General features: G+C 44.6%; 15 protein-coding genes. 12 read left to right on the forward strand and 3 right to left on the reverse strand.

What is annotated here, in order from left to right:
* Window positions 1-195 precede the first annotated feature (195 nt).
* Window positions 196-1,596: a transcriptional regulator gene (locus NSS66_RS10935; protein WP_076295194.1), complete on the forward strand. Its 1,401-nt coding sequence runs from the start codon at window positions 196-198 to the stop codon at window positions 1,594-1,596.
* Between the two features lie 212 nt (window positions 1,597-1,808).
* Here NSS66_RS10935 and NSS66_RS10940 read toward each other — a convergent pair whose 3' ends face one another.
* Complete coding sequence (locus NSS66_RS10940) at window positions 1,809-3,545, reverse strand: ABC transporter substrate-binding protein (RefSeq protein WP_340958932.1); 1,737 nt, start codon at window positions 3,543-3,545, stop codon at window positions 1,809-1,811.
* A gap of 147 nt (window positions 3,546-3,692) precedes the next feature.
* On the opposite strand from NSS66_RS10940, the gene NSS66_RS10945 reads away from it, so the two are divergent.
* From NSS66_RS10945 to NSS66_RS10960, 4 genes are all read left to right on the forward strand, one after another.
* Window positions 3,693-5,279 (forward strand): DUF4153 domain-containing protein, encoded by a 1,587-nt coding sequence (locus tag NSS66_RS10945; protein ID WP_028540869.1) that lies wholly within the window; start codon window positions 3,693-3,695, stop codon window positions 5,277-5,279.
* 13 nt (window positions 5,280-5,292) lie between these two features.
* Window positions 5,293-5,859: a hypothetical protein gene (locus tag NSS66_RS10950; RefSeq protein WP_338532980.1), complete on the forward strand. Its 567-nt coding sequence runs from the start codon at window positions 5,293-5,295 to the stop codon at window positions 5,857-5,859.
* 9 nt (window positions 5,860-5,868) lie between these two features.
* Window positions 5,869-6,018: a hypothetical protein gene (locus NSS66_RS10955; protein ID WP_179085434.1), complete on the forward strand. Its 150-nt coding sequence runs from the start codon at window positions 5,869-5,871 to the stop codon at window positions 6,016-6,018.
* A gap of 161 nt (window positions 6,019-6,179) precedes the next feature.
* On the forward strand, window positions 6,180-6,617 hold the full coding sequence (locus NSS66_RS10960) for a hypothetical protein (RefSeq protein ID WP_023990966.1): 438 nt from the start codon (window positions 6,180-6,182) through the stop codon (window positions 6,615-6,617).
* Window positions 6,618-6,689: 72 nt separating this feature from the next.
* Here the strand turns inward: NSS66_RS10960 and NSS66_RS10965 are convergent, their stop codons facing one another.
* Window positions 6,690-7,805, reverse strand: a complete 1,116-nt coding sequence (locus tag NSS66_RS10965; protein WP_340958933.1) for a WG repeat-containing protein — start codon at window positions 7,803-7,805, stop codon at window positions 6,690-6,692.
* Between the two features lie 510 nt (window positions 7,806-8,315).
* Between NSS66_RS10965 and NSS66_RS10970 the strand changes: the two genes are divergently transcribed.
* The 5 genes from NSS66_RS10970 (at window position 8,316) to NSS66_RS10990 (ending at window position 12,767) form a co-directional block, all read left to right on the forward strand.
* The gene (locus NSS66_RS10970; RefSeq protein ID WP_029518773.1) at window positions 8,316-8,633 is read left to right on the forward strand and encodes a PTS sugar transporter subunit IIB; all 318 of its coding nucleotides are present in this window, start codon (window positions 8,316-8,318) and stop codon (window positions 8,631-8,633) included.
* The gene (locus NSS66_RS10975; protein WP_013312602.1) at window positions 8,626-8,958 is read left to right on the forward strand and encodes a PTS lactose/cellobiose transporter subunit IIA; all 333 of its coding nucleotides are present in this window, start codon (window positions 8,626-8,628) and stop codon (window positions 8,956-8,958) included. The genes NSS66_RS10970 and NSS66_RS10975 overlap by 8 nt, the downstream gene beginning before the upstream one ends.
* 84 nt (window positions 8,959-9,042) lie before the next feature.
* Window positions 9,043-10,371, forward strand: a complete 1,329-nt coding sequence (celB, locus tag NSS66_RS10980) for a PTS cellobiose transporter subunit IIC (RefSeq protein ID WP_023990964.1) — start codon at window positions 9,043-9,045, stop codon at window positions 10,369-10,371.
* A 73-nt stretch (window positions 10,372-10,444) separates the two neighbouring features.
* A complete protein-coding gene (locus NSS66_RS10985) occupies window positions 10,445-11,854 on the forward strand; it encodes a glycoside hydrolase family 1 protein (RefSeq protein ID WP_339202413.1) in 1,410 nt (469 codons plus the stop codon).
* A 202-nt stretch (window positions 11,855-12,056) separates the two neighbouring features.
* Window positions 12,057-12,767: a GntR family transcriptional regulator gene (locus NSS66_RS10990; protein ID WP_023990962.1), complete on the forward strand. Its 711-nt coding sequence runs from the start codon at window positions 12,057-12,059 to the stop codon at window positions 12,765-12,767.
* 95 nt (window positions 12,768-12,862) lie between these two features.
* Here the strand turns inward: NSS66_RS10990 and NSS66_RS10995 are convergent, their stop codons facing one another.
* A complete protein-coding gene (locus NSS66_RS10995; protein ID WP_028540865.1) occupies window positions 12,863-13,399 on the reverse strand; it encodes a PadR family transcriptional regulator in 537 nt (178 codons plus the stop codon).
* A 212-nt stretch (window positions 13,400-13,611) separates the two neighbouring features.
* Here NSS66_RS10995 and NSS66_RS11000 point away from each other — a divergent pair, with 212 nt between their 5' ends.
* Complete coding sequence (locus tag NSS66_RS11000; protein ID WP_023990960.1) at window positions 13,612-14,883, forward strand: L-lactate MFS transporter; 1,272 nt, start codon at window positions 13,612-13,614, stop codon at window positions 14,881-14,883.
* A 36-nt stretch (window positions 14,884-14,919) separates the two neighbouring features.
* Window positions 14,920-16,869, forward strand: a complete 1,950-nt coding sequence (locus NSS66_RS11005) for an oxidoreductase (protein ID WP_023990959.1) — start codon at window positions 14,920-14,922, stop codon at window positions 16,867-16,869.
* The last annotated feature ends 8 nt before the right edge of the window (window positions 16,870-16,877 follow it).

The raw sequence follows: 16,877 nt of genomic DNA on the forward strand, positions 1-16,877 counted from the left end.
CGTACCGATTGGGTGTAGCTGTTCGGCTCACCTCCCCGTAGTATACGGCAATTCGGAGAATTATTGAATTTTCTGATATAAATTTACTTGAGCGGTTGGCTAAGTGGGCTTTCTTTTGTATAATTAAGGGAATATTCACGGGAATTTTCTTTTTTTGTATTGTAATCATGCAAGTAATCCCTGGGGGTGCCTGATTTGAAGGAAACAACCACAATTCGCGCAGAGCTGGAGCAGTACATCAGACGAGAAGGAATTACGATTAGTAAGTTTGGGGAGAACACAGGTATTAATGCAGGAACGATCAGTGCCATTATTAACGGTAATCGTCCGATTGCGATGCTGCTGTTGGATCGGATTGGTGCAGGCATGGGGCTTGAAGAAGGGAGCCTCTATGAGTTATACATTGATGAATTTATACGGAATACGGCACCGAATTGGCGACGGGTTCGCCCCTTTTTGCATCGCTGTGCAGAGCTGAACAAACTGGATTGTATTAAGCAAGTCGTGGAGTTTATGATGGACTATCTCATATACGCCCCAGCTTTGTTTGAGACAGCAGAAGAATTATTCAGTGAAGGTAAGTTCGAGGCTGCGGCAATTATTTATAAAAATGTTTCGGAAAGTGAAAAGTACCAACATTCAGAGCGTCTGGCGCTCTGCCAATACCGTTTATTTACGATTGCCGTTGGCGATAACCAGGACGAAAACTTATGGGCAGCCACACATTTCGAAAGCTTTGTGGACCGACTGGGTGAAGCAGACCAACTGGATGCCTTAAGAGACTTGGCCAATACCTATGCCTCCTTGCGGCGTTGGGATAAAGTAGAATGGTTTGCTGAAAAAATGGCTCAAAAAGCCAAGGTACAATACGAGCAAAAATACGGAAATACCAGAAGATCGGAGCGTGGCAAGGAACCTAAGGGTCCTTTGTTTATGTATATTGTATACTCTTATGTGCTGCGCGCCGGGGTGTGGGATGAGCGCGGGGATTACCAAAAAGCGCTGGAATTTGTATCCCTATACTCTGATTTGAGCTGGGTGCAAGAGGATACGGAAGAAGCTCAGCGTTTGAAGGCCCTTTGTAGCAACTGGGCTGAGGCCAACGGGTATTTATATCAATTGATGTCCGGCAGCCTGGATGTGATTCCACAGTATGTAGATTATTTGGAAAAAAACGAAGGTGAAATTCTGGTGGGGCTACATAAAATTATGGTAGCGGCCAACCGTTATGATTTTAATGTAGATCATGTACTGCAGCGCTTTGAAAAACAAATTGAGGCATTTGCAGATCAGCATGTCAAGGTAGGGACCTATACGGAGCAAATGTCAGCAGATCTCTATGCACGATTTTTGGCAGAGATGGCTTGTTATGATCTCAACAAACATCGTTATTCCAAAGGTATGAAATTCCTGCTCGAGAGCCTTTCCTATTCCGTCGTGCTGAATGGTAATCCTGTCACAATCAAATGTGTAGGATTATTTGAAAAGTTTCGGCATACTGCCACTTCTGAGGACAAAGAGGAATATAAAAACTTACTTGGAGAGGTAGAGTACATCCATGATAAAAAAGATCGTTTTTTCTCTGCTCGCATTTAATGTTTTTGTCCTATTGAATTTTTCACCCGTTCCCCCCCCTATGGAAGATCCTAGCGACGTCCACAGTCATGGGCTGGGGGGATGGGCTTTTTCATCCCTTGATACATCTACCTGAAAAGGTCTAGATTGTCGTAACCCAAAAGGTATCCTCTTATGAAGAAGAGGATACCTTTTTTTGATGTGGAAGTGCATTTGAAGGAGCACTTTTGCCGTCAAGAGTGGGTAGTTGGAAGTTGAGCAGGCGGAAACCAGACATGACGCAGATCCACCCAGCCCTGACTGTTAAAAGATACACCGCGCACAGAAGGAAGATAGGCCGTCTGAACGGGCTTTTCATATAAAATATGCAGCTGGTGCTCATCCATGAGCCGAGTTTCGATATGTTCAAATTGCTGCGCCCTAACAGCATGATCGGCCTCCCGTGCAATTTCACGCAGCAGTCTTTCGATATCCACACGGCTATGAGGCTCCACATGCCCAGATACATTGAGATACAAGTCAAACAGGCGTAATTGCTCATCACGGTCACGAAAGAGAGAAAAGATGATTAAGTCTGACTCCATACGGATAGATGAGCTTTTGAATTCATTCATAGATGCGGCCACGATGTTACAGGTATACCCACAGGATTCGAGCTGAGCCGCAACCCGGTCTGCGTCCGCTTTATACTCGGGAATGGTAGCAATTTGTAGTGCCGCCAGTGGTTCATAAGAATCGTTAGATGAATCCACTGCTGGAGGAAGGGAGCGATGATCCAGACATGCTACAATGCGGGCACGTATTTCTGGGTTGCGCAACGGTCCATCCTTGTGTGTATTACATGTGATAAATTTGCGTACCGAAGCCGCCGAGTGAATCTGGCTCCATGCGGTATCCGTATCTCCCGCCGATACGGGATTATGGATAATGTGAAAAGAAGAAGCGGTGTCTTCCGTATCCGACGATTCCAGCTTAGTCGCCCACGGGAGTTGGACAATTTCCACTCGGTCCAGATGAGCCCGGCCTTGAAAATAAGGTGCGAAAGCCTCCAGTGTACACAGGCTTTCGTTCATTTCCGTGACTTTGAATGCCCCTGTACCGATAGGGCGGATGCCAAAGGCGGCCTCACCCACCTGATTAAGCTCACGCGGCACAATCGCAGCCCGGCTGGTACACAGGAAGGATAGAAATAGCTCGTTCGGCTCCTTTAGTACGAAGCGTACCATCGTCGGGCTCAACGCCTGGACGTGCTGAATTTGCCGGACGATAAAATGATAAAGTCGCCTTCCCGGCGCCCGACTCAGTCGCTCAAAGGTATAGACGACGTCTTCAGCGGTCAGTATTTTTCCGTTATGAAACAGCACTTCTTTACGTAGGAAAAAGGTCCACTGTGTACGAGTGGCGTCCACCTCCCAAGCGTGCGCCAATCCCGGCAAAATCTCACCGCTTTCGTTCGCCCGGCGGGCCAGGCCATCAAAGACGTGGCTGGATACGAAGGACTCGGCGAGCCAGTTCAAGTACAACGGGTCCAGCGTATAGAGCTGCTGGCGAATAGGCAGACGCAGCGTGTCGATCTGCTGCTGATCACTGCGCACCTCCGCGTGATGCCCGAAATAATTTAGCAGCCAGCCTTGCAAATGCTCCTGCATGGTGGAGGAGCGTGAATGAACTCGGATCTCATCCAGCGCGCGTTTGATATCATGGCGGTCTATGGCTTGCATCATGGATTGCACGGCAATGTCTTCCGGCTGAATGAGGAAGCGCAGACTGGAGCGGCGGCCTCTGCCTCGGCGGGGAGTCCATTGTATCCAGTCGTGCTGCTCCATTTTCTGAATGATCATCAAGGCGTTGCGGTGAGTACAGTCAAAAATAGCCGCCAGCTCATCCAGCGTCGTCTCTATGGTATGGTTTTCGTCCTTGTCGTCAGCTGCGTGTGAGTGAAGCCGTAAAAATTGGGCATGGAGTTTCATTCAAGGTTGCTCCGTTTCCCCTATATTTGATTAAAAGCGTAGCCACTTTTATAAAATAGGAAATTTTGTTTGAATTAATTTCTCTTTATCTTCTTATTTTATCATCTACAATAAGGGTTATAAAGCATATTTGTGGAGGTATTTACCATGCATGACAAGATGAATGGAACGTCTTTGCCGAAAACGTCGTTTCTGTCCGCCTTTGCTGGCGCAATTGTGTTGGCGCTGGTTCATCAATATCTGTTTTACGGACATGGGCTGGGCGTGTCTATGCCAATTTTTGTTATTGTGTTTTACGCCTATATGTATGCCTTTAATCGAGATCGTTTCCAGTTAGGATCATGGATAGGGCGTTTACTGTTTGTGATCATTTTCATGCTGGCATTGACATATGCGCTGTTCAATAATCCGGTCCTATATGTGTTAAATGCGCTGGCGATACCTGCTCTGATTAGCGTACACATGGTGCTGCTGTTTGGGGAGAAAAGGCATGGCTGGTCGGAACCCGGTATTATTGGTCAGGCGTTAAGCCATTGGTTTTATCAAAACTTTCGTCATATCGTGACCCCGTTTCGGATGGTTAAGACAGTAGCCCTTCGGAATGTGAAGGATGAGCGTAAGCGTGTATTGGGCAAAGTGATAATCGGTTTGCTTATTGCCTTGCCGCTACTGTTCATCATCATATCATTGCTGGCTTCGGCAGATGGGATGTTCGAAAAGCTGTTATCTGGCATACCCGATTGGATCGGCACACTGTCCTTTGGGAGTGGCATGCTGCGGCTGATCTGGACCTGCTTTTTCACCTTCTGTTTCTTCTGCTACTTGTGGGGATTTGTACAGCCTGCTCCGCGTAATACGCAAAGAGAGACTCAATCATGGCACGGGTTAAATGAGCGCACGAATGGTCCAACCACCGAGTATGATGGTCATTCTTCAGTGATGATTGACCGACCAACGGTGCCTTACCACGAGCCGGTCGCGATCAAGTTTGATCCTGTAATTACCGCTACGGTGCTGATTGTCATGAATTTGGTGTATGTTGTGTTCGTTGTGTTGCAGTTCGGATATCTGTTTGGTGCATGGGAAGGTGCTCTGCCCGAAGGAACCTCGTATGCTGAATATGCGAGAAGAGGATTCGGGGAGCTGGTTATGGTAACAGGTATCAACTTTGTGCTGATGATCAGTGTATTGAAGTGGACTGAATTCGGCTCAGGTATAGTGCAAAAAATGAACAGCGGCCTGCTGTACATACTCGTGGGTTGTTCGGGTGTGATGCTTTACTCGGGATATACCCGGCTGGTTATGTACGAAGAAGCATACGGCTATACGTACACCCGCTATTTGGTACACGCGTTTATGATTTTTCTGGGCTTGCTACTGCTTATTGCAGCAGTGCGCATTCATTTCCGTCAACTGCCGTTGGCGAAATATTATATTGTACTCGCTCTGGTCGCCTATGTCGTTGTGAACTATGTGGGCATTGATATACGGATTGCCGAAAATAATCTCGAACGATATCGTACGACATCGGTGATAGATAAGGAATATTTGAGTGAGCTATCGGCAGACGCGATTCCGCTGCTGATTGACTTTAGCCGTAAGGAACATGGAGCGCTGGATGAGTTTTTACAAGCCCGTTTGACAAGCATGACGAGAGAAGAATCGGCTTGGCCTGAATTCAATTGGGCAAAGTATCGAGCGCAACGGGAATTGCACGACTATATTTTGGAATGAGAGGTGTTTGGGAATGATCGGAACAGAAACGGTACAGGGTATGGTATTGGAGCTACAGGATGAAATGTCACAGTATCAGCATCAGTTTGGGGTAAGACGGAACGATTTTCTCGTGGAGGCTATGTCTTACGGAATGAGTGAGGAGGAAGCTCGGTCTTATGCTATCCAGAGTATCGGTCCGGTCGTTCCCGTCGCCTATATGCCTACGTTGGCTCCCGGTAAAATCCGACCACTCAGTCCAATGCTGGCAGCGCGGTACCGATATGCGGGGGATTGGAAGGACATCGACGAGCATCTGCTCCTGCCAGATGAAGTGCTGCGGATCGCAGGTACAGAGCAGTTCCGCAGCTGGATCAGCGATATGCGGAATTACTGGGTGGAATCGGCTCCATACCGATTCGGGGATGATCGTCTTTCGCTGCTGTCGGTTGCGAGCGAGGAAGAGGGTCACTTTTCCATGCTCGTCTGGAAGGAGCCTGGTGAAGAGCCTGAAGTATGGACGTATGCTTTGCAGCATGAATACCGATTCAGTCATCTGCTCCATTGGTTCAAGTGGCTGAACGGGCGCAGTGAAGAATGAGAGGTACAGATGATGAAAAAGAATCGTAATTGGGTCGTGCTATTTATCGGCATCGCTCTGATGATGGGGGCAGCAGACTATTTAACACAAGCTAAGCCTACGACTCCTCCTGAGCTTATCGTTCCAACCGTAATCAGTGAAGAAAGCCTTCAGTTGTGAGAATGAAGTTAATTTTTTGTAGTATTACGTTGTTAAAGTAAGCCGGAATTCACCCTAATAGTTGAGAGGGAATTGAGGCCAACATCAATGAATGTGGAGCCATTCAGATGTTCAAGCGACTCCGTCATTTCCTCTACAGCTTATATTCAGGGGGAATTTCAATGGCTAGAAGTGCAAGTACTTACGCGTCTGTAATTGACGGTTTTAAGGTAGAAACGAACAAAAAGTATTCGCCAGTAGGTGGAACGAAGTGTAATATTTTTGCACAAGATGTGATGTCTGCGATGTCGGCTTCCCTGCCAAGTGGCTTAGCCAATCAAATGGCTGATGCTTTACTGAATAAAAAGGCGCCGGGCTGGGACTCTGTAACCTTTCAGGATGCTCAAAAAAGAGCAAATCTAGGGTATCCTACCATCGGGATCAAAAAAGCGGATGGTCATGGTCATGTAGTCGTTGTCAGACCGAAGGGTTCATCGATTACGATTTTGAAAGAGGTACAGGTTGCTCAGGCGGGGACAAAAAATTATAACAGTAATACCATCAACTACTCGTGGGTGGCAGCAGATCTGCCTGGAGTGAAATTCTACACACACGACTAATTGGATTCGAGATATCGGCAATCTAATGACCCTGGAAGCAGATCCATTCGATCTGCCTCCAGGGTCGTTTTTTTATTTCGAAACAGCATGTTTAGATACAATGAACGCTTTGCCTGGCTTGATAAAAGCAACAGCATAGCCATTGGAGAAGGAGGAGGATTCCACTCTGTACTCAAGTTTAGTCAGCAGTTGCCCCTGACGATTGATGTAACCGAATTTGCCGTCTGAGACGGATGATTGTGTTTGTTTACCGACTAAAGCAAGGCCTTCTTTGAACGGAGTAGTAACATCATATTTTTGTTGATATTTAATGACCAGTGCTCCACTTTTATTAATAAATCCGACTTCGTTTTTTGCATTTTTCACACTCGCCAGGCCTTCACTAAAATCCTGGGCATCTGTAAATTTAAAGGGAATCGCGACTTTTCCCTGTTTATTGATGAATCCCCATTTCCCCTTGGTATTTTGCACAGGGGCCAATCCTTCCGAGAAGTCTCCACCGGATTTATATTGAGGAGGAATGACTTCTTTCCCTGCTGTATTGATATACCCGTATAGCCCTTTGCTATTCTGAACAATAGCCAAGCCATTCGAGAAACCACGACTGTATTTATATTTATAAGGAATCGCTAGTTGACCAGAGGCATTCACAAAACCGATCTTACCAGTGTTGGGGGCGTAGGCAAGAGCCAGACCGTCCGTAAATATATATTCTGAATCCCCATTTTCTTTAAAATGAGAAAGGATTTTTCCCGTTCGATCTATAATTGCATTTTCTTTGGTGTCTGCTATGGTTACCTTTGCTTTTCCTTCAGAAAAGAAATTGGCTTCGGTATATTGGCAAGGGATGACCAGTGCCCCTTTGGTGTTAATGTATCCATAGAGATTGGTTTTTGTATTTTTGACTACGGCTCGCTGCTCATGAAAATCACCAATGGGTTTAAGCTCGGCGGGAAGTGAGAAAGCTTTCTCTCCTTTGGAATTGTAATACACGAGGTTTCCAGCAGATGTTTCAGCGGCTAATAAGCCATCATGAAAAGCACCATCGCTCAGCGGGCGAGCAACGTTGTAATCCAGAGCAGTTTTAGAAACTTCAATGGTTGTTGTGCTGGATGCGGCCCAGCCTGTTCCAATAACGGAGAGGCTAGTAACCAGAATCAATGCAGCTAATCCTAACTTTTTTAACATGCATAAGCTCCTTTGTGAGTTGACTTTTTAACTTCAGGCTTCGAAAAATCTTACCCTCATACGTAAGGTCTTCCATAATATAGACGATAAAAATGTAGGAATGTTTCTTGATATTCTAAATTTTTCTAATTTTCAGCACATGAAAAAGCCCTGCTTCCAAGTATGACACTTGCTATTCTCATCTCTACTCATCTCTTCTCACCCCAGCTATTCTTTGGCTACGGAGGGGCTATCAAGTTACTCCGTAAGCTCATGTTAGCATTTTACAGAATCGAATAACATATCATTTGGCAGAACCTCTTATAGTGAAAATCGATTACTATTGAGAGATTAAAGATAAGAGATCACGTTCATTTTCAAGAAAAAAAGTGAAGAAACAGTGTCATTTTAAAAAAAGTCTATACATATAAATTAAATGTATAGACAAATCAAAAGACTGGATTTATAATTACGCTGTAAACGTTTTCTAGTACTTAACATCCAATCAGACCTTGAAGGGAAGGAATAATCATGAAGAAAATTTTACTGGCTTGCAGCTCAGGTATGTCTACAAGTTTGCTGGTTACTAAGATGCAGGAATATGCTAAGTCCATTGGGGACGAGGCTGAAATTTGGGCAGTAGGTCAAGATCAGGCGGCAGAAGACATGGCTAAGGCTGACGCGGTATTGATTGGCCCACAAATGAGCTTTCTGAAAGGACAACTGGAAAAGGAAGCAGCTCCATATGGTATTCATGTAGAAGTGATTGACATGATGGCATACGGGATGGTTGACGGTAAGAAAGCCTATGAGCAAGCAGTGAAGCTGGTGGAACGCAAAAATGGATAAAGTCAATATAGCTGAACTGACGGAAGAGCAAATTAGTTTCCAACTTATTCTTCATAGTGGAAGCGCTCGCAGTAAAGTAATTCAGGCGCTGACCGAATATCGAAATGAGAATGTAGAAGGTGCGGACGAACTGCTCAAACAAGCCAAGCAGGATTTACGTGCTGCGCATGATATCCATTTTCAAATGGTTAAGAAGGAAGCGGGAGGTACCCAAACTCCTTTCTCGCTCCTTCTAATGCATGCCGAGGATCATCTGATGTCCACGGTTACCATGAAGGATCTGGTTCTAGAATTGCTGGAGCTGTTCAAATCCAGAAATTTATAACGAAACATATAAGTATGTGAAATTTGGGACATGAAAAGCTTGCAACCCTATTGATGCAAGTCACTTCGCGGGGAGGAATAGGCTTTGTTTGAAAAATTAAGCCGGATACTGATACCTATTGCCGGTAAACTGAACAACAACCGCTATCTTACTGTACTGCGTGATGCATTTATGCTGTCATTTCCATTAACAGTTTTTGGCTCCATTATCGTCGTTATTATCAATTTGCCGTTTCTAAAAGGGTGGATGGGCGACGGCAATTATGCGACTTTTAGCAGTCTGCTGAACATTGCGCCTAATGCCACACTGAATATCATGACCTTATTTGTAATCGTCGGGATTGGGTATTACCTATCTCGAAGTTATAAGGTCGAGCCCATATTTGGCGGCATGATTGCGTTGGCTAGTTTCTTGATGCTCACCCCGTTTGTGCTGACACAAGAAAGCGGTGCCACGATTGCTGGTGTCATTCCGGTTGATCGGATTGGTGCCAAAGGCATGTTCCTTGGTATGATCGTCGCTTTTATTGCGGCAGAGATATACCGAAAGGTGACGCAACGAAATTTTGTCATTAAAATGCCTCCAGGCGTTCCGCCGGCAGTTGCCAAATCATTTGCCGCTTTGCTTCCGGCATGTATTACATTGGGCATATTTTTGATCATTAATGTTGTAGTTACACTGACCCTTCATAATAACCTGCATGATCTGATTTATCATGCTGTACAGGCACCTCTGGTGCATTTGGGCAGTGGCATTATACCTACATTGATTGCTATTTTCTTTGTTCAGCTTTTATGGTTCTTTGGGCTTCATGGTCAAATTATTATTAACTCGGTTATGGACCCAATCTGGAATACGCTGGCACTTGAAAACTATGAAGCGTACTCCAAAGGAGCAGAACTGCCGCATATCATCACCAAGCAGTTTGTGGATATTTACACCGTAGGTATCGGTGGTACAGGTATGACACTGGCTGTCGTGCTTTCGATTCTGATCTTCCTGAAGAGTAAGCAATTGAAGCAGGTCAGTAAGCTGGCCCTTGGACCGGGTCTGTTTAATGTCAACGAACCCGTCATATTCGGTCTGCCGATTGTGATGAATCCGCTTATTTTTGTTCCATGGGTTATTTCTCCAATGATCGTTACGCTGATTACTTACTTTGCCATGACCACCGGGATTGTGCCGCCGCCAAACGGAATACAGGTTCCTTGGACGATGCCGTTGTTCTTTAGTGGAATGATGGCTACGGGCTCCCTGATGGGTGGCGTGCTGCAGTTGTTTAATATGGCTGTCGTCTTTGTCATCTGGTTCCCGTTCCTGAAAATTATTGACCGGATGAACGTTCGTAAAGAGCAGGAAGAGGAGCTTAGCCAAGCAGCCATTGCTGGTAAGGATCAAACTGTTGGAATGTAATGTGGATAAGCTGCTAGATTAGCAGCTTATTCATTGCAAAAGAGAGAGGAGTAGAGCTGTGAATCATACCGAAATGAAAGATACAGAGCAGCAAACCATTCAATACCGTTTTCCATCCGACTTCTGGTGGGGCTCATCGGCTTCGGCTACCCAAACAGAAGGAACCGTGGAGGGAGACGGCAAAGGACCGAACATTTGGGATTATTGGTTTGAGCAGGAGCCGAACCGTTTTTATGACGGGGTTGGACCTGGCGAAACGTCCCGTTTCTATACCCGTTACAAAGAAGATATTGCACTCATGAAAGAGCTTGGTCACAACTCTTTCCGGTTCTCTATTTCCTGGTCGCGTCTGTTTCCGGCAGGGAAAGGTGCAATAAACCAGCAGGCGGTTCAATTCTATAATGCCGTCATTGAAGAGTTGCATCAGGCGGGTATTGAGCCGTTTGTGAATTTGTATCATTTTGATTTGCCGATGGCTTTACAGGAAAATGGAGGCTGGGTGAACCGGGAGACGGTCGAAGCTTACGTGGATTACGCTAACACTTGCTTTGAGCTATTCGGGGATCGTGTAGCCAAATGGTTTACACATAACGAGCCGATTGTCCCGGTGGAAGGCGGCTATCTATACGATTTCCACTATCCGAATGAAGTGGATTTCGGTAAAGCCGTACAGGTGGGATATCATACCCTGTTATCGAGCGCCAGTGCTATTAAGGCTTACAGAGAAGGCGGTTATAAGGGCAAAATCGGAATTATTTTGAACCTGACGCCAACTTATTCGCGTAGTCAGCATCCGGCAGACGTGCAGGCTGCTGAAATATGCGATGCGTTCTTTAACCGTTCCTTTTTAGACCCATCTGTGACGGGAGAATTCAATCCTTTGCTCGTGGAGCTGTTACGCCAAGAGGGATATGTACCAAGCATGGAAGACGGAGATCGGGAGATCATACGCCAGGGCACTGTGGACCTGCTGGGGATTAACTATTATCAGCCACGCAGAGTCAAGGCTCGCGAAAGTCTGCCAAACCCGGATGCGCCTTTTGTGCCGGAACGTTTCTTCGATTATTACGTCATGCCTGGTCGCAAGATGAATGAAATGCGGGGCTGGGAGATTTATGAGAAAGGCATTTACGACATTCTGACCAATGTCAGAGAAAATTATGGAAACATTGAATGCTTCATTTCGGAAAACGGAATGGGCGTTCAAGGTGAAGAAAAGTTCAGAGATGAACAGGGCATGATCCGCGATGACTATCGCATTGATTTTATCCGTGAGCATCTCAAATGGGTCCAACGAGCGATCTCAGAAGGCTCCAATGTGAAGGGCTATCACCTATGGACGTTTATGGACAATTGGTCCTGGACGAATGCTTATAAGAATCGCTATGGTTTTGTGTCTGTCGATCTTCAGGACGGTGGCAAGAGATCCGTTAAACAGAGTGGGCACTGGTTCAAACAGGTGATCGAGAATAACGGATTCTAAGGTGGTCCTCTGGACCGCCTTTTTTTCTTCATCATCGTCAAAGAACTGTGCTGTACGTCGCTGGTGAGAAAGTATAATGTTCGGTATACTTACTTATACCGTAATACCTTAACGTCCCGCCTGCAGAACAAAAAGAACCAGCGCTACCGATGTTTTGGTAAAATGCTGACATAAAACAATTTTTAGTACAGGTGGTAGACAGATGAACAAATACGAGCGGATTGCACAAGAGGTCAAAGAGCGGATTATGAATAAGACCTATAGCAGTGATGATCCGATTCCCGATGAGATCTCACTGGCAAAAGAGTTTCGTGTAAGTCGGATGACGATTAAGCGGGCATTGGACACATTGGTGATGGATGGGTTGCTGAATCGTAAAAGAGGACACGGAACCTTTATCGTCAAATCAGTTCACAATGGCCCTGTTAACGTTGTCGTAAATGAAATGCTGGGGTTAACCAACGTACTGCGCGGGAAAGAGATCAAAAATAAAATCGTCGCCTTTGACGTTCAATTTCCATCCGAAGAGGTAGCGACCCATCTATTTATTGATGCCAATTCTCCTGTATATCATGTGATCCGTCTGCGTGTCGTGGAGGGTGAGCCCTATGTTATCGAGCGCACATACATGCCCACGAAGCTGATCAGCGGTATTACAGAGGAGGTGCTGTACGGCTCGGTGTACAAACATATTAAGGAGGAGCTGGGACTTAATATTGTCGGTTCACACCGTACCATCCGGGCCTCCAAGTCAACGGAACTGGATCGTGAGCATTTGGACTGCGCAGCGGATGATCCAATCTTGGAAATTGAGCAGGTGGGTTATCTGGATACAGGTATACCATTTGAATACTCGTTCTCGCGGCATCGGTACGATAAATTTGTGTTTACCACAGTGAATCGAATGCGTTGATTAGTAAAAAAATAAGCATAAGGGTTCGAGCTACATATTCTCGAATCCTTGTGCTTTTTTGTGTTTACAATAAGTTTAAGGGAAAATGAGATGCTTTATTTTTTACAATAAGCAATAAAACTTTCTATCCATTGTATGGTTATAGTTTCGCGTAAAATAGCACCATCTAATACAAGATAATCGCCAAAATTATCACTATCAAGAGGAGGAATAGTTTCATAACGTTCTTTATTTTTGCGTAAATGTTCCAGCCTATCTTGATGTTGAAGCAGCTGATGTTCCAACAAATATAATCGGGTTGTTATATCCAGATGATTAGAAAAATACATTCTCAGCCTAAACACATCTTTGGGAGTGGGTTCAATAGGCTCTGCTTTTTTTAGCCATTGTAAAAAATCTTCTTTGCCATTCTCCGTAATCGAATACAATTTTTTTTCTAAAATTTCTCCGCTAATTTGGATCTCGTAGACGATAAGTCCCTCATTAAGCAGTTTTTTTAATTCTGGATAGATCTGACTATGCTTTGCAGTCCAAAATTCGCCTAAATCTTTACTGAATTCTTTACCTATATCATAACCAGTCATAGGTTCTTTATTTAACAAGCCCAGAATGGCATATTTTAAAGTTCTCATAAGGCACTCTTCCTAACATTTTCGTCGTTTATTGGTTAAGTATAACATATTTAGCGAGTCCACAATAAGATTGATATATTATTGAAAACATATTTAATAAAACATATAACTACATACATGTTCCTGTTGATATATTGCAAAGCACGTGTTAATATTATTTCGAAATATGTGAATGATTTCACAATACAACGACGAGGGAGAAGAAGATCTCAGTGGAACTTACAAAAAAGAGATGGATTATTCTGATTGCAAGCTGTTTTATTAATCTGTGTATTGGATCAATTTACGCGTGGAGTGTATTTTCTGCCCCAATGGCAGAATATTTGAGCAGCGTCACAGGACTTAGTTTAACACCGGGGAATTTGGCTATTGCATTTACGATTACAAATTCGGTAGGTCCTATCACGATGATTTCAGGTGGCTGGATTAATGATCGATTCGGGCCCAAGAAAGTGATCTTTGTAGGGGGCTTGCTATTTGGAGGCGGTATGATTTTATCAGGATTTGCAACATCTGTAGGTTACCTGGTATTGGCTTACGGTATCGTACTCGGCCTAGGAACGGGAATGGTTTACGGATGCACAATTAGCAACTCTATTAAGTTTTTCCCTGACAAAAGAGGATTAGTTGGCGGTATAACAACGGCTGCTTATGGAATAAGCTCAGTTATTATACCTCCTATTGCCAATAGTTTAATCAGTAGGTCTGGTGTGACATCAGCATTCATTATCATCGGTATAGCATTTCTTATTATTGTATGTGCTGCTTCTTTCTTCATTGAGAAATGTCCATCTGACTTTGTTCCTGCAGGATGGACACCCAAGACTGTAAATGTTGGCCGTTCTATTCAGAACGACAAAGACTGGAAAGGCATGCTCTCAAGCCCTCTGTTTTATATCATGATCTTGTTATTAATGTGTGGTGCTTTTGCCGGACTCATGTGTACATCACAAGCTTCTCCTATAGCTCAGAAAATGATTGGTATGTCTGCGGCAGCCGCTACGACAGTTGTTTCCGTATTGGCATTGTTTAACACGGGCGGACGAATCGTTGCAGGCTATATTTCGGACAAAATCGGTCGAATCAATACCCTGGCTTTTTCTTCTGTCTTTTCAGTCATAGGACTCACATTGCTTTATTTTTCAGGCGAAGGTAGTGTGTTGACATTCTATATTGGTATTTCAGTTATTGGTTTATGTTTTGGTGCACTGATGGGGGTATTTCCTGGATTTACTGCCGATCAGTTTGGTGTGAGAAATAATAGTGTGAATTATGGAATTATGTTTATTGGATTTGCAACAGCAGGATACTTTGGCCCATCGATTATGAGTCATGTTTACAGCACAGACAGTAGCTATCAGAGAGCCTTTGTCATTGCGGCCGTACTTGGCATAACCGGACTTGTTCTAACATTTGTATATAAGTTCACTACCCGAAAAAATCAGAAGATGGCTGTGGATATGAATCAGAAAGCTATCAATTAACCCATAGCAATAAATACAGATAAGGAGCATGAGATCATGCAAAGAAAATATCCCAATCTATGTAAACCAATTACAATTGGAAATGTGACTTTCAGAAATAGAATGTTTGGCTCTCCTATGGGAGGTACAGATATTACAGCTGACTGCACTATTGGACCGAAATCTACAGCTTTTTATGAATTAAGAGCAAAAGGCGGTGCTGCGTCAGTTACGGTCAGCGAAGTCGTGGTTCATCCTGAGACGGAAGCTTCCCATATGTACCATCTGGATCTGGGGACAGTAGATTCTCTTGCTAGTTTTACCTATACTGCAGACGCTATTCGCCGTCACGGGGCAATTGCCAGTGTGGAATTGTCTCATTCTGGACAGTATGCAGGAACTTATCTGACTGACAAAAATAAGAAACAAGGACTTGCTCAGTGGGGACCCAGTCCAGGAGTACGTCCAGACGGCAGAGAAGTAAAGGAACTTACGCAAGAACTAATTGCTGACATTGTAGCAGCTTATGGTAGATGTGCTGGACTGGCCAAGAGAGCAGGTTACGAAATGATTATGGTTCATGGCGGACATGGATGGTTAATTAATCAGTTTTTTTCTCCTTATTTCAACCGCAGAACAGACAAGTATGGCGGATCTTTGGAAAACAGGGTGCGTTTTGCACAGGAGGTTCTTGACTGTGTTCGTAAAGCTGTGGGTTCTGGCTTCCCAATCGAGTTTAGAATGAGTGGCTCAGAGTTATTTGAAGGCGGCTATGGTCTGACAGAAGGTATAGAAATTGCTAAATTAATCGAATCAAGAGTCGACTTGCTTCATGTATCTGCAGGAACCTATCAGACAGGATTTGGTATCACACACCCTTCGATGTTCTTGCCTCATGGAAGTAATGTTTATCTTGCAGCAGAGATTAAGAAGCATGTAAGTGTTCCGGTTGCAACGGTCGGCGGATTAAATGACCCGGCACAAATGGAAGAAATCATTGCCAGCGGTCAGGCGGATGTTGTTGAAATGGCTCGCGCACTGCTTGCTGATCCAGAGCTTCCAAGAAAGGTGATGAGCAACCGCGACGAGGACATTATTAAATGTCTGAGATGCTTCACCTGTATGGCAGAACGTGCAGAAACATCCACAAGACGCTGTACAGTTAACCCATTAATTGGTCGTGAGATGGATGGAACAGAAATTTACCCTTCCCCTAATCCACGCAAGGTTTTAGTAGCCGGTGGAGGCCCAGGCGGGCTTTATGCAGCTCTTACTGCAGCCAAACGCGGACATAAAGTTATTCTATGTGAGAAGGCTGACGAGATAGGCGGTATTTTGAGGGGAGAGCAGGCGATTCCTTTTAAATATGAGATGTATGAATTAGGTGTTACTCTCGGAAAGCTGGCTAAAGACGCTGGCGTTGAGATCCGTTTGAATACACCTGTTACTAAAGAGTATGCAGAGAAAGAAAATGCTGATGCGTTAATTATCGCAGCTGGTTCCGCAGCAATTGTTCCTCCAATTCCTGGATTGAATGGTGATAACGTAGTCATTGTTAATAACTACTATCTGGAGAAGGATAGGGTCAGCGATAGCGTAGTCGTATTGGGAGGCGGTCTGGCAGGCTGTGAAGCAGCAATTCACCTTGCCCAGGAAGGTAAGACGGTTCATCTGGTAGAGATGAGAACGGAGCTGGCTCCGGATGCTAATATTAGACATCGTCCGATTATGCTAAAAGAAATCGAAAAGAATAACATTCAGGTTCATTTAGGATTTAAAGGGCTGAGTGTTACACAAGAAGGTGTTGCTTGCGCTGATCAAAATGGTGAAGAACATTTTGTTCCAGGTACTTCAGTCATTTGTGCGCTTGGACAACGTCCAAGAAGAAACGTAGTAGATGAGTTAATTGATTGTGCACCTTATGTTGCACAAATCGGAGATTGCGTTAAGGCATCTACTATCACGACTGCAATATATCAAGGATATCATGCAGCGCTTGATATCTGATTATCTGC

Origin of the sequence: Paenibacillus sp. FSL R10-2748, assembly GCF_038005565.1 — a bacterium.
Lineage (GTDB): Bacteria > Bacillota > Bacilli > Paenibacillales > Paenibacillaceae > Paenibacillus > Paenibacillus polymyxa_B.